The 17,573-nt window shown below is 65.6% G+C and carries 19 protein-coding genes; 7 read left to right on the top strand and 12 right to left on the bottom strand.

Features of this window, described 5'->3' with window-relative positions:
- The first annotated feature begins 36 nt into the window (after window positions 1–36).
- The 4 genes from IC762_RS14710 (at window position 37) to IC762_RS14695 (ending at window position 3,703) form a co-directional block, all read left to right on the top strand.
- A complete protein-coding gene (locus tag IC762_RS14710; protein ID WP_195789487.1) occupies window positions 37–1,872 on the top strand; it encodes a carbamoyltransferase family protein in 1,836 nt (611 codons plus the stop codon).
- Complete coding sequence (locus IC762_RS14705) at window positions 1,872–2,858, top strand: SGNH/GDSL hydrolase family protein (protein WP_195789486.1); 987 nt, start codon at window positions 1,872–1,874, stop codon at window positions 2,856–2,858. The genes IC762_RS14710 and IC762_RS14705 overlap by 1 nt, the downstream gene beginning before the upstream one ends.
- 132 nt (window positions 2,859–2,990) lie before the next feature.
- Window positions 2,991–3,179, top strand: coding sequence for a hypothetical protein (locus IC762_RS14700; RefSeq protein WP_195789485.1), 189 nt, complete (start codon window positions 2,991–2,993; stop codon window positions 3,177–3,179).
- A 290-nt stretch (window positions 3,180–3,469) separates the two neighbouring features.
- On the top strand, window positions 3,470–3,703 hold the full coding sequence (locus IC762_RS14695) for a hypothetical protein (protein WP_195789484.1): 234 nt from the start codon (window positions 3,470–3,472) through the stop codon (window positions 3,701–3,703).
- A 108-nt stretch (window positions 3,704–3,811) separates the two neighbouring features.
- Here the strand turns inward: IC762_RS14695 and IC762_RS14690 are convergent, their stop codons facing one another.
- Genes IC762_RS14690 through IC762_RS14660 form a run of 7 tightly spaced genes read right to left on the bottom strand, consistent with a single transcriptional unit; the run spans window position 3,812 to window position 10,782 of the window.
- Window positions 3,812–4,501 carry a GntR family transcriptional regulator gene (locus IC762_RS14690; protein WP_195789483.1) on the bottom strand — a complete coding sequence of 230 codons (690 nt, stop codon included), beginning with the start codon at window positions 4,499–4,501 and terminating at the stop codon, window positions 3,812–3,814.
- 58 nt (window positions 4,502–4,559) lie between these two features.
- Window positions 4,560–5,303, bottom strand: coding sequence for an aspartate/glutamate racemase family protein (locus tag IC762_RS14685; RefSeq protein ID WP_195789482.1), 744 nt, complete (start codon window positions 5,301–5,303; stop codon window positions 4,560–4,562).
- Between the two features lie 10 nt (window positions 5,304–5,313).
- Window positions 5,314–6,582, bottom strand: a complete 1,269-nt coding sequence (locus IC762_RS14680) for an NAD(P)/FAD-dependent oxidoreductase (protein WP_195789481.1) — start codon at window positions 6,580–6,582, stop codon at window positions 5,314–5,316.
- A complete protein-coding gene (locus IC762_RS14675) occupies window positions 6,582–8,246 on the bottom strand; it encodes a thiamine pyrophosphate-binding protein (RefSeq protein ID WP_195789480.1) in 1,665 nt (554 codons plus the stop codon). Before IC762_RS14675 ends, IC762_RS14680 begins: the two co-directional genes overlap by 1 nt.
- Window positions 8,243–9,463: a pyridoxal phosphate-dependent aminotransferase gene (locus IC762_RS14670; RefSeq protein WP_195789479.1), complete on the bottom strand. Its 1,221-nt coding sequence runs from the start codon at window positions 9,461–9,463 to the stop codon at window positions 8,243–8,245. The genes IC762_RS14675 and IC762_RS14670 overlap by 4 nt, the downstream gene beginning before the upstream one ends.
- A 20-nt stretch (window positions 9,464–9,483) precedes the next feature.
- Complete coding sequence (locus IC762_RS14665) at window positions 9,484–9,837, bottom strand: RidA family protein (RefSeq protein ID WP_195789478.1); 354 nt, start codon at window positions 9,835–9,837, stop codon at window positions 9,484–9,486.
- Between the two features lie 27 nt (window positions 9,838–9,864).
- The gene (locus IC762_RS14660; RefSeq protein ID WP_195789477.1) at window positions 9,865–10,782 is read right to left on the bottom strand and encodes an NAD(P)-dependent oxidoreductase; all 918 of its coding nucleotides are present in this window, start codon (window positions 10,780–10,782) and stop codon (window positions 9,865–9,867) included.
- Window positions 10,783–11,085: 303 nt separating this feature from the next.
- Between IC762_RS14660 and IC762_RS14655 the strand changes: the two genes are divergently transcribed.
- The 3 genes from IC762_RS14655 to IC762_RS14645 are packed head-to-tail and all read left to right on the top strand — an operon-like array spanning window position 11,086 to window position 13,366.
- Complete coding sequence (locus IC762_RS14655) at window positions 11,086–11,925, top strand: transporter substrate-binding domain-containing protein (protein ID WP_195789476.1); 840 nt, start codon at window positions 11,086–11,088, stop codon at window positions 11,923–11,925.
- Between the two features lie 11 nt (window positions 11,926–11,936).
- The gene (locus tag IC762_RS14650) at window positions 11,937–12,599 is read left to right on the top strand and encodes an amino acid ABC transporter permease (RefSeq protein WP_195789475.1); all 663 of its coding nucleotides are present in this window, start codon (window positions 11,937–11,939) and stop codon (window positions 12,597–12,599) included.
- On the top strand, window positions 12,596–13,366 hold the full coding sequence (locus IC762_RS14645) for an amino acid ABC transporter ATP-binding protein (protein ID WP_283816358.1): 771 nt from the start codon (window positions 12,596–12,598) through the stop codon (window positions 13,364–13,366). The genes IC762_RS14650 and IC762_RS14645 overlap by 4 nt, the downstream gene beginning before the upstream one ends.
- Window positions 13,367–13,457: 91 nt before the next feature.
- Here IC762_RS14645 and IC762_RS14640 read toward each other — a convergent pair whose 3' ends face one another.
- The 5 genes from IC762_RS14640 to IC762_RS14620 are packed head-to-tail and all read right to left on the bottom strand — an operon-like array spanning window position 13,458 to window position 17,483.
- Window positions 13,458–14,603, bottom strand: a complete 1,146-nt coding sequence (locus IC762_RS14640; protein WP_195789474.1) for an acyl-CoA dehydrogenase family protein — start codon at window positions 14,601–14,603, stop codon at window positions 13,458–13,460.
- 13 nt (window positions 14,604–14,616) lie between these two features.
- A complete protein-coding gene (locus tag IC762_RS14635; RefSeq protein ID WP_195789473.1) occupies window positions 14,617–15,444 on the bottom strand; it encodes an SDR family NAD(P)-dependent oxidoreductase in 828 nt (275 codons plus the stop codon).
- A 9-nt stretch (window positions 15,445–15,453) separates the two neighbouring features.
- Complete coding sequence (locus IC762_RS14630) at window positions 15,454–15,861, bottom strand: MaoC family dehydratase (RefSeq protein WP_195789472.1); 408 nt, start codon at window positions 15,859–15,861, stop codon at window positions 15,454–15,456.
- On the bottom strand, window positions 15,858–16,289 hold the full coding sequence (locus IC762_RS14625) for a MaoC family dehydratase N-terminal domain-containing protein (RefSeq protein WP_195789471.1): 432 nt from the start codon (window positions 16,287–16,289) through the stop codon (window positions 15,858–15,860). Before IC762_RS14625 ends, IC762_RS14630 begins: the two co-directional genes overlap by 4 nt.
- A 9-nt stretch (window positions 16,290–16,298) precedes the next feature.
- A complete protein-coding gene (locus IC762_RS14620; RefSeq protein ID WP_195789470.1) occupies window positions 16,299–17,483 on the bottom strand; it encodes a lipid-transfer protein in 1,185 nt (394 codons plus the stop codon).
- Window positions 17,484–17,573: the final 90 nt, after the last annotated feature.

The following is a 17,573-nucleotide window of genomic DNA, read 5'->3' as shown; positions in this document are numbered from 1 at the left end:
TTCAACCCAATCTCATCGCGGTTTAGGGGACCGGCGTTGCACATCCTCGGCATCTCGGCGTTCTATCACGACAGCGCGGCGGCGCTGCTGGTCGACGGCAGGATCGTGGCCGCGGCGCAGGAGGAGCGTTTCACGCGGCGCAAGCATGACCCCGCCTTTCCGGCGAACGCCATCCACTACTGCCTGGCCGAGGCGAAGATCGCAGCCGGCGACATCGACCACGTCGTGTTCTACGAAAAGCCGTTCCTGAAGTTCGAACGGCTGCTGGAAACCTACCTCGCCTTCGCGCCGCGCGGCTTCCAGTCGTTCCGCAAGGCGATGCCGGTCTGGCTCAAGCAGAAGCTGTTTCAGAAGGGTGTGCTGCGCGACGCACTGCGCGACATCGACGGCACGGTCGACTGGGAGGCGAAGCTCTTGTTCGCCGATCACCACCAGAGCCACGCGGCGTCGGCCTTCTTCGCCTCGCCGTTCACGGAGGCCGCGATCCTGACGCTCGACGGCGTCGGCGAATGGACCACGACATCGGCCGGCTACGGCCGCGACAACACGCTCGAGCTCGGGCGCGAGATCAACTTCCCGCATTCGATCGGATTGCTCTACTCCGCCTTCACCTATCACCTCGGCTTCAAGGTCAATTCAGGCGAGTACAAGGTGATGGGGCTCGCGCCCTATGGCGAGCCGAAATACGCACGGGTGATCCTCGACCATCTGATCGATCTCAAGGACGACGGCACGTTCCGGCTCGACCTCTCCTATTTCGACTATTGCACCGGGCTGACCATGACCAATGGCCGGTTCGATGCGCTGTTCGGCGGCAAGCCACGCGATCCATCCACGGAACTGCTGGAGCAGCGACATATGGATCTCGCGGCCTCGCTTCAGCACGTCACCGAGGAAATCGTGCTGCGGCTGACGCGCAGCCTGGCCCGCGAGCAACGCTCGGACAATCTCTGCCTCGCCGGCGGCGTCGCGCTCAACTGCGTCGCCAACGGCAAGATCCTGCGCGATGGCGCGTTCAAGCAGCTCTGGGTGCAGCCGGCCGCGGGCGATGCCGGCGGCGCGGTCGGCGCAGCTCTTGCGGCCTATCATCAATTTGCCGGCCGACCGCGGGTCGCGGCCAACCACGATGCGATGCAAGGCGGCTATCTCGGACCGTCTTTTGCGCCATCCGAGATCAGGGACCGCCTGCGCGCCGCCGGCGCCGTGTTCACCGAGCTCGACGACACGGCGCTGATCCAGCGCACGGTCAAGGCGCTGGTCGCAGAGAAGGCGGTCGGCTGGTTTCAGGGCCGGATGGAGTTCGGGCCGCGCGCGCTCGGCGCCCGTTCGATCCTCGGCGATCCGCGCTCGCCGACCATGCAGAGCTCGCTCAATCTCCGCGTCAAGTTTCGCGAGAGTTTTCGTCCCTTCGCACCGGCGGTGCTGCGCGAGGACGTCGCCGACTGGTTCGCGCTCGACCGCGACAGCCCCTACATGCAGCTCGTCGCCGACGTGCTGGAGCGGCGCCGCCTGCCGGTCAGGCCCGAAGACCGCGCGCTGTTCGGCATCGACCGCCTCAACATCCCGCGCTCGCAGATTCCGGCCGTCACCCATGTCGACTATTCGGCGCGGATCCAGACCGTCCATCCCGACACCAACGCGCGGTTTCACGAGCTGCTGACGGCCTTCAAGGCCGCGACCGGCTGCCCGGTGCTGGTCAACACCAGCTTCAACGTCCGCGGCGAGCCGATCGTCTGCACGCCGGAGGATGCGTTCCGCTGCTTCATGGGATCGGACATCGAGACGCTCGTCGTCGGCAATTGTTTTCTCGACAAAGAGGACCAGCCGGCCGCGCTGAAGCTCGACTACAAGAACGCCTTCGAGCTCGACTGATGGTGCCCGCCGACGATCATGGTCCCGTCAAACCGACCAGCGTCTGGCACTCGCTTGGCGCCATCGCGATCGTGACCATCGTCACCTTGGCAGCGCTGGAGATCATCCTGCGGGTCGCCGACTTCCGCGAGCTGCGCGAGGGCATTACCGAACGCTCGCTGAGCTACCGTTACGATTCCGAGCTCGGCTGGGTGCCGGTGCCGGGGCCGAGCCCCGACGTCACCAACGCCCGCACCATCCATGTCCGCCACAACGGCCTCGGCCTGCGCGACGAGGAATTCGTCCTCGACAGCAAGCCGACCATCATGTTCCTCGGAGATTCCTTCGTCTGGGGCCTCGATGTCGAGGCCGACCAACGCTTCACCGACCTGCTCAAGCCGCGCATCCCGGCCTATAAGATCCTCGCCGCCGGCGTCTCGGGCTACGGCACCGACCAGGAATACCTGCTGTTGAGGCGGCTGTGGCCGCAGGTGAAGCCGGCCGCCATCGTGCTGATCTTCTGCACCGACAACGACCGCAAGGACAACAGCACCAACATCCGCTACGAGGATTATCAGAAGCCGTATTTCGCGACTACGCCCGATGGCGCGCTAGTGCTGCAGGGCGTGCCGGTGCCGAAGTCGCGGCTACAGGCCATCAAGGAAGACTGGTGGGTGCGCCACGTCTGGCTGGTCCGGCTCGCCGATGCCGCCTACCTGAAGCTGATGCATCCGGTGCTGTTCGTGCCGGACCCGACGGAGCAGCTGATCGACAAGATCAGGGAATTCGTCGAGGCGAACGGGGCCAAATTCCTGGTCGGCTTGCAGAACACCGATCCCGCGCTGGTTCGCCATCTCCAGGATCAGCACATTCCCTTCGTGACCTTTGACGGCGCGGAGGCCTATCCCGGTGCCCATGTCGGCAACCACTGGACACCGGCGGGCCAGAAATTCGTCGCCGAGCGGATGTTCGGCCTGCTGTCGGCCAACCACCTGACCGGGGAGTGAAATCAGGTGGCCGGCATTCGGCGCTGCCAGGGCCTGGCGGCTCCGCCGGCTGGGCCAAGAGTTATCATAGGTTATTGTTGCCGGGTTCCGCGCCGCCTACCGTTCCGGGAAAGGGCGCTGGGGGTGGCAAAAATGCAGGACATGTTGTCGCATCTCGAGAAGCTCCGCACCGATGCCGCGGAGTGCGCATTGATCCGCGATCTCGCCACCGACCTCAAAAAGCGCGAGCTGTTCACCAAGCTCGCCGAACACCTCGCAGGGCTCGCGGCCGAAGTCGAGAAAGCCATCGCCGCCGCGGGCAAGGAAGGCCAGGCCACCTGAAGCGCGATGAGATTCATCGTGCTTTACCTCTTTGTTCGAGCGATCTTTTTGGATGGAACCTGAGCAGCGCCGGCGCATTGTCGTTGCACCTGCCGGTTGAGCGATAACATGCTACAGCTCCGGTGAATCGTGCCGGACTCGTCGTGTCGTTCTCCATCAGTGGGATACTGCATGCCGCATGTTGCAGGCATCTGTTGCATCTCAAGGCGTTTCATCTTGGTCCCTGTTGCATATCCGCTTGCTCGACAATCGTCAGATCGCGCCGGCGGTCCCCCGCCGGAGACGACGCGATGAAGAACGAGAGCGCCATCTGGTACGTCTCGTTCGCCCTGAGGGATCCCGACGTCGGACACCACCGCTTCGCACGCCAGACCCGCACCTTCACGAGCGAGGCGGACGCCAAGACGTTCGCGCGCACCTTGCTCGAGCGGACCCAAGACGTAAGCGCCGGAACCATCAACCCGCACACGCCCCGCCGCGTGATCGCACCGGCCGCGATCAGCGCCTGGGCCGGTGATGACTAGAGCGTTTTCGAGCGAAGTGGATACCGGTTCGCGTAAAGAAAACGCGTCAAAACAAAAAACCTAGAGCTCCGTTCCGATTCCATCGGAACGGAGCTCTAGCCATCCGCATCAATCGTTGCCGGCGCGCGCCGCCGGCATGTAGATCTGGGCGTAGCCTTCCTTGATCGCCGAGGTGATGCGATCGAGCCGGCGGTCGATATGCTTCTCCAGTACCGACACGCAGCGTTCCTCGTCGCGCGCCTTCAGGCCCTCGACCACGGCGCGATGCTCGGCCTGGGTGTTGGAGCGGTTGATCCGGTCCATGTCGATCCAGCGTACGAAACGGATGCGCGCATTGACGTTGCGCAGCACGCGCAGCATCTCGGCATTGCCGGACATCCCCATCAGCCGCTCGTGGAAGGTCTCGTCGAGCTCGACCAGCTCGACCGAGGAGCGCTCGCCGGGATCGGGACCCGTCGCGTGCAGAAAGGCCAGCAGCGCATCGATGTCTTCGTCGCGCGCGCGGGTGATCGCAAGCCGCACCGAGGCGATCTCGAGCGACTTGCGCAGCTCGTAGAGATCGAAGATCTCGTGCGCGTCGAGCTCGCGGCAGAAGAAGCCCTTGCCGGGTGTGAAGCGCAGGAAGCCCTCGGTGTTCAGCCGGTTCAGCGCCTCGCGCAGCGGCGTGCGGCTGACGCCGAGGCGCTTCGCCAGCTCGCCCTCGTTCAGCCGCTCGCCTGGCTTGAACTCGTAGCTGATCGCCATCGCCTTGAGCTGCTCATAGACCCGGTCGACGATGCTGTCTGAGCTGATGTCCAAGTTGCTACCCGCTTGGGTCACTACGGTTGAAGGGAATCGCGATCACACCCCGATACTATCACCCAAAGGCGCGCGGCCTGAGCCCCGCGTGAAACCAGGTGATCATCGAGTAGATGTCGTAGACCGGCAGCCCGACCTCGGCCTGCAAGGCTGCCGCATAGGGCGGCATGTTGGTGCATTCGAGCACGATGGCGCCGACATCAGGATGGCGCGCGACCAGCTGTTTGCCGGCCTCGACCACGTCGCGTTCGGCCTGCGCCACGTCCATGTCGTCCTTCTCGGCCTTGATCAGGACGCGGAAGAATTCCTTGCCGTTCTCGGTGCCGACCAGCGGTGTATCGAGCGGCACGCCGGCGCCTTCCAGATGCGCCGGCGACAATGTCGAGCCCGACACCGTGACGAGGCCGACGCGCTTGCCCGGCGGCAACGTCGCCTGCACCCACGGCACCTGCATCAGCGATGAGGTCGCAACCGGCACGCCGACCGCGGCCGCCAGCTCCTTCTGGAACAGCGCGAGGAAGCCGCAATTGGTGGTGATCGCCTCGGCGCCGAGCCGCACCAGATCCTTGGCGGCCTCGATGAAGTCGGGCAGCAGGCCGGCCGCGCCGTTGAGCACCACCTTCTCCGGCGACGCGCCGCTGACGACGCGATACAGCACCGGGAACGGCCAGGTGGTGCCGTTGCCCATGTCGCCGGGAATGCGCGGGAAGCGTGCCTCCAGCATCAAAATGCCGAGCGGCGCGCCATAGAGCGCCTTGCCGCCGCGGGCGATACGGGAGGAGGAGTTTGCAGGATAGGTCATGCGTGAGGTCTCAGAGGAAACGGGACGGTGCGAAAGGCGCAAGCGGGATTTCCGGCGTCTTGCCGCTCAGGAGCTGTGCGACCAGCCGGCCGGTGCGGGCCGAGCCGACCAGGCCGATATGGCCGTGGCCGAACGCATAGACGACGTCGTTGGTGGCGCGCGCATAGCCGATGCACGGGCGGCCGTCGGGCATGCTCGGGCGATGGCCGAACCACGTCTTGATGCGCGACGCCGGGATGTTCTTCGGCAGCTTCGGGAACATGCTGAGCAGATTGTTGCGCAGGATCTCGGCGCGCTTCCAGTTCGGCTCGGCGTCCAGGCCTGCGATCTCGACGGTGCCGGCGGCGCGCAGGCCCTTGTCGGTCCAGTTCACCACCATCTTGGCGTCGGAGGCCATCATCGAGTTGCGCGGACCGCATTCCGGGTTCTCGATCATGACGTGATAGCCGCGCTCGGTCTCCAGCGGCAGCGGATCGCCGATCGAGGCCGTGAGCTGTTTTGACCGCGCGCCGGCGGCGACGACCGCGGCATCACAGGCGATCTCGCCGCTCTCGGTGATGACGGCCGTGAGCTTGTTGCCCTGGAGCTTGAGGCCGATGGCCTTGGCCGCGACGCGCTCGGCGCCATTGGCGACCGCATGCGCGGCGAGTGCGGCGACATAGCTGCCGGGATCACGGCAGCGACCGGCCTCTTCCACCACGACGCCGAACTTGTAGCGCGGGTGCAGATCAGGCTCGCGCTGGCGCATCTCGTCCTCGTCGAGCTCCAGCCACTCGATGCCGACGCGCTTGCGGATGCGCCAGCCGAGATCGCCGTCGAACGGCGCGCGCGAGGGAAACACATGCATCACGCCGCGGCGTTCGATCAGTTCGGGGACGCCGGCCTCCTCCGCGAGTTGCTTGTGCAACAGCGGTGCGTCCTTGAGGAGATCGCGCAGTGCACGTGCGGTCGCCTCGACCTGCGGCTCGGTCCAGCTCGCCAGCAGATACTTGACCAGCCAGGGCAGCGCCTTCGGCAGATAGGACCAGCGGATCGCCAGCGGTCCGAGTGGGTCCAGGAGATAGCCGGGCACCTTCTTCCAGGTGCCGGGCTCGGCCGGCGGGATCACCGAATGCGACGACAGCCAGCCGGCATTGCCGTAGCTCGCCGCCTGCTCGCCACCGGGCGCGCCGGGATCGATCAGCGTGACGCGATGGCCAGCGCGCAGCGCCTCGATGGCCGAGATCACGCCGACCGCGCCGGCGCCGATGATCGCAACATGGCGGCCCGTGGCAGACATCAGCGCTTGGCCTCCTCGGGCACAAAGTCCTTGCCAACCGACAGCGCGCGCTGGTCGAGCAGGCAGTGCAGGATCGACGGCTTGCCGGAGGCAAGCGCACGTTCGAAGGCCGGCGCGAAATCTTCGGTGCGCTCGATCCGTTCGCCATGGCCGCCGAAGGCTTTTGCGTACAGCGCAAAATCCGGATTCTTGAGCTGGGTGCCGACGACGCGGCCGGGATAGTCGCGCTCCTGATGCATGCGGATGGTGCCGTATTGCGCATTGTCGACCACGACGACGATCAGCGGCGCGTCATACTGCACGGCGGTGGCGAACTCCTGCCCGTTCATCAGGAAGCAGCCGTCGCCGGCGAACGCGACGACGACGCGGTCGGGATGCTGCCGCTTGGCCATGACAGCCGCCGGCACGCCATAGCCCATCGAGCCCGAGGTCGGTGCCAGCTGGGCGGCGAACGTGTGGAAGCGGTGGTGGCGGTGAATCCAGCCGGCATAATTGCCGGCGCCGTTGCAGACGATGGCGTCCTTCGGCAGCCGATCGCGCAGCCAGGTGACGATCTGGCCGTACTGGACATTGCCCGGCAGCTCGCGCGGCTTCTCGGTCCAGGCGAGATAATCCGCATGCGCCTTCGCCGCCTCGCCCTTCCAGGCCGGCGTGCTCGCCGGCTTCATGGTCTCGACCGCGGCAGCGAACGCCGCGGGTGTCGCCTGGATCGCCAGCGCCGGCTGGTAGACGCGGCCGAGCTCTTCGGAGCCCGGATGCACGTGGATCAGCTTCTGCTGCGGTGTGGGAATGTCGAGCAGCGTGTAGGACCCCGACGGCATTTCCGACATGCGACCGCCGATCAACAGGATCACGTCGGCACCGGTGATGCGGTCCTTCAATTTCGGGCTCGGCCCGATGCCGAGGTCGCCGGCATAATGCGAGTGGTCCGCGTCGAACAGCGAGGCGCGGCGGAACGAGGTGGTGACCGGCAGATCGAAGCGCTCGGCAAAGCGCGCGATGCCCTTGGCAGCGTCAGCGGTCCAGGCGGAGCCGCCGAGCACGACGATCGGCGCCTTGGCGCTCGCCAGCATCGCGCCGAGGCGTTCGAGATCCGATGGCGCTGGCCAGCTCGCCGCGGGCTCGACCTTCGGCGCGTCGGCGACCGCTGCGGTTTCCGTCAGCATGTTCTCGGGCAGCGAAATCACCACCGGCCCTGGGCGGCCCTGCAACGCGACGCGGAAGGCGCGCGCGACCAGTTCCGGAATGCGGTCGGGACGGTCGATCTCGACCGCCCATTTCGCCATGGTGCCGAACACCGCCTTGTAGTCGAGCTCCTGGAACGCCTCGCGCTCGCGCATGCCGGTATCGACCTGGCCGACGAACAGGATCATCGGCGTCGAGTCCTGCATTGCGATGTGGACACCATGCGCGGCATTGGTCGAGCCCGGGCCGCGGGTCACGAAGCAGATGCCGGGACGCCCGGTGAGCTTGCCATAGGCCTCCGCCATCATCGCCGCGCCGCCCTCGGCGCGGCAGATCACGACGTCGATCGGGCTGTCATGCAGCGCGTCGAGCGCGGCAAGATAGCTCTCGCCCGGGACGCAGGTGACGCGTTCCACCCCCTGCGCGACCAGCTGGTCGATCAGGATCTGGCCTCCGGTGCGGGCGTTGGATTTGGTCATGACAGCTCCCTGCAGGCTTTGGCGATGCGTCCGAGCGCGTCGCGCAGATTTTGGTCCGAGGTTGCGTAGGATAGACGGAAATAGGGCGCAAGGCCGAAGCAGCTACCGGGGACCACGGCGACGTCATGGCGCTCCAGCAAATAGCGGCAGAACGCGCTGTCACTGTCGATTTGCATGCCGTCATGCGCGCGGCGCCCGATCAGACCCGCACAATTGGCAAAGGTATAGAACGCGCCTTCCGGCCGGCGGCAACTCACGTCATCGATCGCATTGAGCTTGTCGACGACAAGGTCGCGGCGGCGCTGGAAGGCGTCGCGGCGCTCGATCAGAACCTCCTGCGGCCCTGTGAGCGCGGCGATCGCAGCCGCCTGGCTCACCGAGGACGGATTGGTCGTGCTCTGGCTCTGCACCACCGCCATCGCCGCGATCAGCTCGCGCGGACCGCCGCCATAGCCGACGCGCCAGCCGGTCATCGCATAAGCTTTCGAGACGCCATTGACCGTGAGGGTGCGCGACTTCAGGCCGGGTTCGAGCGCCGCCGCCGTGACGAAGGGCATGCCGTCATAGGTGAGGTGTTCATAGATATCGTCGGCCATCAGCCAGACATGCGGATGGCGCATCAAGACGTCTAGGATCGGCCTGAGCTGCGCCGCCGAATAGGCCGCGCCGGTTGGATTCGACGGCGAGTTCAGCAACAGCCAGCGGGTGCGCGGCGTGATCGCGGCTTCGAGGTCGGCGGCATCGAGCCGAAAACCGTTCTCCTCGCGGCACGGCACGTCGACCGGCACGCCGTCGGCGATCTTCACCATGTCGGCGTAGCTCGTCCAATACGGCGCGGCGAGGATCACCTCGTCGCCGGGGCTAAGCGTCGCCATGAACGCGTTGTGGATCACCTGCTTGGCGCCGGCACCGGCGGTAATCTCATCGCTCGCATAGTCGAGGCCGTTCTCGCGGCGGAATTTTGCCGCGATCGCAGCCTTCAGCTCCATGGTGCCGTCGAGGATGGTGTATTTGGTCTGGCCGCCGCGGATCGCCTGTTCCGCGGCGGCCTTGACATGGTCAGGCGTATCGAAATCGGGCTCGCCGGCGCCGAGCACGATCACCGGGCGCCCTTCCTGCTTCAGCCGCTGCGCGACAGCACCGATCTTGAGGATTTCGGAGACGCCGATCGCGCCGATGCGCCGGGCGGGACGAAAGCTGTTGTCGTGGACGGTCACGGCGCGCTCCGATGCAAGGGCTACGCGCGCGCGGCGATCGCGATCACCTCGATGCGATAGCCGGGATCGGCGAGTTCGACCTTGCCGCAGGCCCGCGTCGGCGCATTGCCCGGCACGACCCAGGAATCATAGACCGCATTCATCGCGTTGAAATCGTCCATGGTCTTGAGCCAGACCTGGACGCTGAGCAGCCGCGACTTGTCGGTGCCGGCCTGCGCCAGCATGTCGTCGACCTTGGCGAGCGCTTCCTTGGTCTGCTGGGTGATGTCGGCGGTCTTGGTATCGGCGACCTGGCCGGCGAGGAAGACGAGATCACCGAACACACTGGCGCGGCTGCGGCGGGCGTTCTGGTCGATACGGGTGATGTCAGACATGGTGTCGTCCTTCCAATTTCAAAACTGTCAGCGGCCGGTCGCGATGATGCGGGCGCAATGATCGAGGGCCGCGCCGATCAGATTGTCGCTCGCCTCCGGGGTGCGGAACGCCGAATGCGCCGACAGGGTCACGTTGGGCAGCGTCGACAGCACATGGCCGGCCGGCAACGGCTCGACGGTGAAGACATCGAGGCCGGCATGCGCGAGATGACCGGAGCGCAGCGCCTCGACCATCGCGGCCTCGTCGACCAGCGCGCCGCGCGCGGTGTTGATCAGGATCGCGCCGGGCCGCATCGCCGCGATCCGCTCACGAGAGAGAAAACCCTTGGTGTCGTCGTTGAGCAGCAGATGCAGCGAGACGACATGGCTGTCTGCGAGCAGCCGCTCCAGCGAGACGAACTCGACGCCCGGATGGGTCTTCGCGGTCCTGTTCCAGGCCAGCACCTTCATGCCGCAGCCGAGCGCAAGCCGCGCCGCCTCCGCGGCGATGCCGCCGAACCCGATCAGGCCGAGCGTCTTGCCGGTGAGCTGCAGCGCATCGCGGCGCAGCCATTGGCCGTCGCGCATGCCGCGATCCATCTCGCCGAAGCTCTTGGCGGAAGCCCACATCAGGCCGAACGCACATTCGGCCACCGCCGTGTCGCCATAGCCCTTGATGGTGTGCACGGTGATGCTGTGCTGGCCGAGTTCGTCGGGATTCATGTAGCTGCGCGCGCCGGTGCCGAGGAACACGACGTGCTTGAGGCCTTTGCATTGGGCCGCGATCGCAGTCGGCACCGCCGTGTGGTCGACGATCATGATCTCGGCATCGCCGAGCAGGCCGGGCAGGTCGTCCGGCTTGATGCCCGCGTTGCGGTTGATGCCGACCGGCAGGTTTTGCGCGCGCAGCAGTCTGTCGGTGACCTCCGCCAGCGTATCGTTGGCATCGACGAATAAAGCGCGCACAGGCCTCTCCTTCCAATGGTGAACCGGGCAGCGGACGGCGACCGCAAGCGGCGCCGGCGGCGCGACGGATTGCCCCGAAGGCGCGCCCCTTGACTGCGTTCAGTATTGTATTCAGGATTGAACACGGTTGGCAACCCCTTCAGGTGGACATTTTCGCGAGCCCGAGCCAGTGGACTGCCGCCAGATCGAGCATCTTGTGCCTCTGCCGCACAAATGACCAGCAATCCAAAATACTAACTTGCATTTTATCCTGAATACAGAAATAGTCCAGCGCAACCGACCTCACGAAGAGAAGGAACGACGATGAATCGCAGGGACGCACTGACCACCGTTGCACTGGCGGGCGCCGCCGCGATCGCAACGTCCGCCTCGGCCAGGGCCGACACCGCGCCGGAGTCCACGCTCGAGCGCATCAAGAAGAGCGGCGTGCTGCGCGTCGCCGTCATCGTCGGCCAGGAGCCCTACTTCCATAAGGACCTCGCCTCGGGCCAATGGTCGGGCGCCTGCATCGACATGGCCAACGACATCGCCTCAAAACTCAGCGCCAAGGTCGAGACGCTGGAATCCACCTGGGGCAACCAGATCCTCGATCTGCAAGGCGGCAAGGTCGACCTCGCCTTTGCCGTGAACCCGACGCCGGAGCGCGCGCTGGTGATCGACTTCTCGACCCCCATCCTGGTGCACTCCTTCACCGTCATCACCAAGAAGGGCTTTGCCAAGCCGCAGAACTGGTCCGACCTCAACAAGCCCGAGGTCAAGATCGCGGTCGATATCGGCTCGACGCACGAGACGATCGCGCGCCGCTACTGCCCGAAGGCCAACATCCTCGGCTTCAAGAACCGCGACGAGGCGATCCTTGCGGTCGCGACCGGCCGCGCCGACTGCAACGTCTCGCTCGCCGTGCTCGCGGTCTCGACCTTGAAGAAGAATCCCAATCTCGGCGAACTCGCGATCCCGAAGCCGCTGCTGACCTTGCCGACCAACATGGGCATCCGCGCCGAGGCCGACCGCCGCTACAGGGACTTCCTCAGCGCCTGGGCCGATTACAACCGCTCGCTCGGCCAGACCCGCGAATGGATGTTGAAGGGATTCGAGGCCGTCGGGCTGGCGCCGGACGACATCCCGGCCGAAGTGCAGTTCTGACGTTTCAGCCGATGTACGTCTGGGATTTCGCGGCGCTCAAGCCCTATTGGCCCCTGATCTGGCAGGGGCTGCTGGTCACAGTGATCTACACGGTGGTCACGGTCGCCGCGGGCCTCCTGATCGGGCTCACGGTCGGCATCCTGCGCACCAATTCGCCGCGCTGGATCTCGATGCCGCTGCGCTTCTACATCGAGGTGTTCCGCTGCACGCCGCTGCTGGTGCAGCTGGTCTGGGTCTATTACGCCCTGCCCGTGCTGATCGGCGTCGACATGTCGCCGGCGATGGCCTGCTTCATCGCACTGTCGCTCTATGCCGGCTCGTTCTATGCGGAAATCTTTCGCGGCGGCATCGAGGCGGTCGATAAAGGCCAGTGGGAAGCCGGCCGCGCCATCGGCATGCGGCGCGGCAAGATCTTTCGCCGCATCGTGCTGCCGCAGGCGATCCAGGTGATGATCCCCTCCTTCATCAACCAGACCATCATGCAGTTGAAGAACACCTCGCTGGTCTCGGTGGTCGCGGTCGGCGACCTGCTCTATCAGGGCACCGTGATCACGGCGGCGAGCTATCGGCCGCTCGAGGTCTACACCACGATTGCCGTGATGTATTTCGTCGTGCTGTTCCCGCTCACCTTGATCGCCGATCAGGTCGAGCTCAAGCTCGGAGCGCATCGATGAGCTCTGATAGCGCGATGCTGGTAGCGCAGAACATCCACAAATCATTCGGCGACAACCACGTGCTGAAGGGCGCCGCGCTGTCGGTTGCCCGCGGCGAGGTGGTGACCTTGATCGGCGCCAGCGGAAGCGGCAAGTCGACCTTCCTGCGCTGCCTCAATTTGCTGGAGATGCCGCAGCAGGGCGAGCTCGCGATCGGCACGCATCGCTTCACGTTCGGCAGCGGCCTGCGCGCGCCCGACGATGCAAAACTCGCGGCGCTGCGCCAGAACGTCGGCATGGTGTTCCAGCACTTCAACCTGTTTCCGCACAAAACCGTGCTTGGCAACCTCACCGAAGGCCCGGTGCAGGTGAAGGGCATGGCGAAAGCGGAGGCCGAAGCACTCGGCCGCGATCTGCTCGCCAAGGTCGGCCTCGCCGACAAGGCGGATGCCTATCCGAGCCGGCTGTCCGGCGGCCAGAAGCAGCGCGTCGCAATCGCGCGTGCGCTCGCCATGAAGCCCGACGTGATGCTGTTCGACGAGCCGACCTCGGCGCTCGATCCGGAGCTGGTCGGCGAAGTCCTCGCCGTGATCCGCAGCCTCGCGGCCGAAGGCATGACCATGGTGCTGGTGACGCACGAAATGGCCTTCGCCGCCGACGTTTCGAGCCGGGTCGGCTTCATGAACGACGGCATCATGGCCGAGACCGGCACCGCGGAAGAGATCATCCGCGCGCCGAAGAGCGAGCGGCTGAAGGCGTTTCTCAGCCGGTTTCACGGGACGGGGTGAACGTTGTCGTCATCCCGGGGCACGCGAAGCGTGAACCCGGAATCTCGAGGTTCCGGGTTCGATGCTGCGCATCGCCCCGGAACGACGACAGCTACAACGACCGCGCGATCAAGAGCTTCATGATCTCGTTGGTCCCGCCGTAGATCTTCTGGATCCTTGCATCGATGAACATCCGCGAGATCGGATATTCCTGCATGTAGCCGTAGCCGCCGAAAAGCTGCAGGCATTCGTCGGCGGTTTCGACCTGCTTCTGCGAGCACCACCATTTCGCCATCGACGCCGTGACGGTGTCGAGGTCGCCCGCAACGAGGCGTTCGACGCACCAGTCGACGAACACGCGGGCGATCATTGCTTCGGTCTTGCGCTCGGCGAGCTTGAACGCGGTGTTCTGGAATTCGAGCAGCGGCTTGCCGAACGCGGTGCGCTCCTTGGTATAGTCGGCGGTGATCTTTACCGCGCGCTCCATCGAGGCGACCGCGCCGATCGCAAGCGCTAGCCGCTCCTGCGGCAGTTGCTGCATCAACTGCGCGAAGCCGTTGCCCTCCTCCTGCCCGAGCAGGTTTTCCGGCGGCACCGTGACATTGTCGAAGAACAGTTCCGACGTGTCCGACGCGTGCAGCCCGATCTTGTCGAGGTTGCGGCCGCGCCGATAGCCCTCGGCGCCGTCGGTCTCTACCACGATCAACGAGATGCCCTTGGCGCCGACCGCGCCTGTGCGGGCCACCACGATGACGAGGTCGGCGGCTTGACCGTTGGTGATAAACGTCTTCTGGCCGTTGATGACGTAGGAATTGCCCTGCTTCTTCGCCTTGGTCTTGATGGCTTGCAGATCGGAGCCGGTGCCGGGCTCGGTCATCGCGATCGCGCCGACCATCTCGCCTGAGGCCATCTTCGGCAGCCAGCGCTTCTTCTGCTCCTCCGAGCCGTAGTTGAGGATGTAGTGCGCGACGATCGCGCTGTGCACGGAGACGCCGGTGGTCAATTCCGGCACCGTGCTCTCGAGGTCGTCGAGCACGGCAGCGTCATACGCGAACGTGGTACCGAGACCGCCATAGGCCTCGGGCACGCTCGGCAGCAGCGCGCCCATCTCGCCGAGCGCGCGCCAGGCCGAGCGATCGACCAGCTTCTGCTCGCGCCATTTTTCCGCGTGCGGCCCAAGGTCCTTGGCGAGGAATTTGCGGAACTGGTCGCGGAAGGTGTCGAGCTCCTCGGTCATCCAGGACGATCGGTATTGCATCTTGCCCTCAAGATTAGATGAGTAGACCGCCGCCAGCGACGATCACCTGCCCGCTGATGTAGTTCGATTCCGGGCTGCAGAACAGATAGACCGCATCCGCCGCCTCCTCCGGCGTGCCGCCGCGTCCGAGCGGGATCATCCGGCCCATCGCCTCCAGCATCTGCGGCTGCACGCCGACCTTGATGTCGCGGCCGGCGACGTCGATGGTGGTCTGCTGCGCCTCGATCGGCTGGGTCAGGCGGGTGTTGATCAGGCCGAAGGCGACGCAATTGACGTTGACCTTGTAGCGGCCCCACTCCTTGCACATCGTCCGCGTCAGTCCGATCAGCGATGCTTTTGCCGAGGAATAGCTCGCCTGTCCGGCGTTGCCGTAGAGGCCGGCGATCGAGGAGATGTTGACGACTTTTCGGAACACCTCGCGCCCCGCCTCTGCTTCCTTCTTCGCCATCACCCGGATCGGCTCCGACGCGGCCCGCAGGATGCGGAAGGGAGCCACGAGATGGACGTCAAGCATCGCCTGGAACTGCTCGTCGGTCATCTTCTGGATCGTGGAATCCCACGTATAGCCGGCATTGTTGACGATGATGTCGAGGCCGCCGAACCGCTCGATGGCGGCACCGACGAAGCCATCGGCGAAGCCGGGATCACTGACACTGCCATTGACCGCGATTGCCTCGCCGCCGGCGGCCTTGATCTCGGCCGCGACGGAGTTGCCAGGCTCGGCGTCGAGATCGTTGATCACGACCCTGGCGCCTTCGCTCGCCAGCTTCAGCGCAATCGCCCGCCCGATGCCGCGGCCCGAACCGGAGACGAGCGCGACTTTGCCCTGCAGTTTCGACATGTTCTCTCCTTAAAGCGCGATGATCGCCTCGCGGGCGAGTTTCACCTCGCCGTTCTGATCACTCGTCGTCAGCGCGAGCTTGGCGCGCCTCTCACCGCCCTGCTCCAGCAGCTCCGTCACCGTGCCCTCGCAGGTCAGCTTCGCGCCCAGTTGCGTGATCGCCGCGAAACGCGTCGAGAACGACCGGATGCGCGACGGCGCGATGGCATCGGTCAGCGCCTGGCCGAGATAGCCCATGACAAGCATGCCGTGAGAAAACACGTCGGGAAAGCCGGCCGCTTTGGCAAAATCGATGTCGACATGGATCGGATTGTGATCGCCGGAGGCGCCGCAATACAGCGCGAGGCGATGGCGGGTGATCGGCGGGAACTCCTTGTGCACCAGGCGATCGCCGACCGATGGATTGCCCACACTCATGATGAACCCCCATTGCGCACCACCACCGTGCGCGAGGTGTCGGCGACGTGAACGCCGTTCTGGTTCGTGACCGCAGTCTCGATGACGACCAGCGTCATCGCGCCGCCCTTCTTGTCGGTCACGCCGGAGACGCGCGGCTTGAAAGTCAGGACGTCGCCGACGACGACAGGCGCGTGATAGTCGAAGCGCTGCTCGCCATGCAGCACGCGGGCCAGATCGATGCCGAGCGCGTTGAGGAATTCGAACGGTTCGGCGGCGTCCATCATCTCAAGGCAGAACAGATAGGTCGGCGGCACCGGCGCCGCCGCGTCGTCGCGATAGACCGGATTCTTTTCGCCCAGCGTGTCGAGGAAGAACCGCAGCCTCCCCGGCTCGACGCGCGCGGTCACGGGCGTGAACGCGCGCCCGACGGCGGATTGATCGACCATGGCCCGGCCTCAGGCGCGTTCGTAAAGCGTGACGACGCAGGCGCCGCCGAGGCCGAGATTGTGCTGCAAGCCGAGCCGCGCGCCCTCCACCTGGGTTGCCGCCGCCGAGCCGCGCAACTGCCGCGTCAGCTCGTAGCATTGCGCCAGCCCGGTGGCGCCGAGCGGATGGCCCTTCGAGAGCAGTCCACCGGAGGGATTGGTGACGACCTTGCCACCATAGGTGTTGTCGCCATCGTCGATGAAGCGCGCAGCCTCACCCTGGGCGCACAGGCCGAGCCCCTCATAAGTGATCAGCTCGTTCTGGGCAAAGCAGTCGTGCAACTCGACGACGTCGAGATCCTCCGGGCCGATGCCGGCCGCCTCATACACCTTCTTCGCGGCATCGCGGCCCATGTCGTAGCCGACCACCTGCATCATGTCGTTCGCGCCGAAGGTCGACGGCGTATCCGTCGTCATCGCCTGCGCGGCGATGCGGACCTGCTTGTTGAGCCCGTGCTGCTCGGCGAACTTCTCCGAGACCAGGATCGCGGCGGCGCCGCCGCAGGTCGGCGGACACGCCATCAGCCGCGTCATCACGCCGGGCCAGATCACCTGGTCGTTCAGGACGTCGTCGGCGCTGACCTCTTCCCGGAACAGCGCCAGCGGATTGTTCCTGGCATGGCGGCTCGCCTTCGCGCGGACCTTGGCGAAGGCCGACAGCGGCGTGCCGTACTTCTTCATGTGGCTGAGACCCGCGCCGCCGAAATAGCGCAGCGCCAGCGGCACGCCGGGCGCGTCGACGAGTTTGTCGGCAGCGGCGTCGAAATCGTCGAACGCGCTGGGGCGATCGGTGAACACGGCCCCTAATGCGCCGGGCTTCATCTGCTCGAAGCCGAGCGCCATCACGCAATCGGCGGCACCGGACTCGATCGCCTGCCGCGCCAGGAACAGCGCGGTCGAGCCGGTCGAGCAGTTGTTGTTGACGTTGACGATCGGGATGCCGGTCATGCCGACGGCATAGAGCGCGCGCTGGCCGCAGGTGGAATCGCCGTAGACGTAGCCGACATAGGCCTGCTGCACACGGCCGTAGTCGACGCCGGCGTCAGTCAGCGCGAGCTTGGCGGCCTCGGCGCCCATCACGTGATACGGCGCATTGGCGCCGGGCTTGACGAACGGGATCATGCCGACCCCGGCAACATAGGCGCGTGACGTCATCGCGTGTCCTCCCGAAAATTACCCACTGGACTATTTATTACCCATGGGTAATATACGGGCCTTCGCGCTGAGTCAATGCGGCACCGGCTT

The sequence above is a fragment of the Bradyrhizobium genosp. L genome, from assembly GCF_015624485.1.
In the GTDB taxonomy this organism is placed as follows: Bacteria; Pseudomonadota; Alphaproteobacteria; order Rhizobiales; family Xanthobacteraceae; genus Bradyrhizobium.
Note: the sequence above shows the minus strand (reverse complement) of the source record. Positions and strands in the feature narration are given on the sequence as shown.

Excerpts from the sequence above, each read along its gene's own strand:
- IC762_RS14685 (WP_195789482.1), bottom strand. The coding sequence starts at position 5,303 with ATGACCTATCCTGCAAACTCCTCCTCCCGTATCGCCCGCGGCGGCAAG.
- IC762_RS14635 (WP_195789473.1), bottom strand. The coding sequence starts at position 15,444 with ATGTCGAAACTGCAGGGCAAAGTCGCGCTCGTCTCCGGTTCGGGCCGC.
- IC762_RS14695 (WP_195789484.1), top strand. The coding sequence starts at position 3,470 with ATGAAGAACGAGAGCGCCATCTGGTACGTCTCGTTCGCCCTGAGGGAT.
- IC762_RS14655 (WP_195789476.1), top strand. The coding sequence starts at position 11,086 with ATGAATCGCAGGGACGCACTGACCACCGTTGCACTGGCGGGCGCCGCC.
- IC762_RS14665 (WP_195789478.1), bottom strand. The coding sequence starts at position 9,837 with ATGTCTGACATCACCCGTATCGACCAGAACGCCCGCCGCAGCCGCGCC.
- IC762_RS14650 (WP_195789475.1), top strand. The coding sequence starts at position 11,937 with ATGTACGTCTGGGATTTCGCGGCGCTCAAGCCCTATTGGCCCCTGATC.
- IC762_RS14630 (WP_195789472.1), bottom strand. The coding sequence starts at position 15,861 with ATGAGTGTGGGCAATCCATCGGTCGGCGATCGCCTGGTGCACAAGGAG.
- IC762_RS14700 (WP_195789485.1), top strand. The coding sequence starts at position 2,991 with ATGCAGGACATGTTGTCGCATCTCGAGAAGCTCCGCACCGATGCCGCG.
- IC762_RS14645 (WP_283816358.1), top strand. The coding sequence starts at position 12,596 with ATGAGCTCTGATAGCGCGATGCTGGTAGCGCAGAACATCCACAAATCA.
- IC762_RS14705 (WP_195789486.1), top strand. The coding sequence starts at position 1,872 with ATGGTGCCCGCCGACGATCATGGTCCCGTCAAACCGACCAGCGTCTGG.
- IC762_RS14625 (WP_195789471.1), bottom strand. The coding sequence starts at position 16,289 with ATGGTCGATCAATCCGCCGTCGGGCGCGCGTTCACGCCCGTGACCGCG.
- IC762_RS14675 (WP_195789480.1), bottom strand. The coding sequence starts at position 8,246 with ATGACCAAATCCAACGCCCGCACCGGAGGCCAGATCCTGATCGACCAG.
- IC762_RS14620 (WP_195789470.1), bottom strand. The coding sequence starts at position 17,483 with ATGACGTCACGCGCCTATGTTGCCGGGGTCGGCATGATCCCGTTCGTC.
- IC762_RS14680 (WP_195789481.1), bottom strand. The coding sequence starts at position 6,582 with ATGTCTGCCACGGGCCGCCATGTTGCGATCATCGGCGCCGGCGCGGTC.
- IC762_RS14640 (WP_195789474.1), bottom strand. The coding sequence starts at position 14,603 with ATGCAATACCGATCGTCCTGGATGACCGAGGAGCTCGACACCTTCCGC.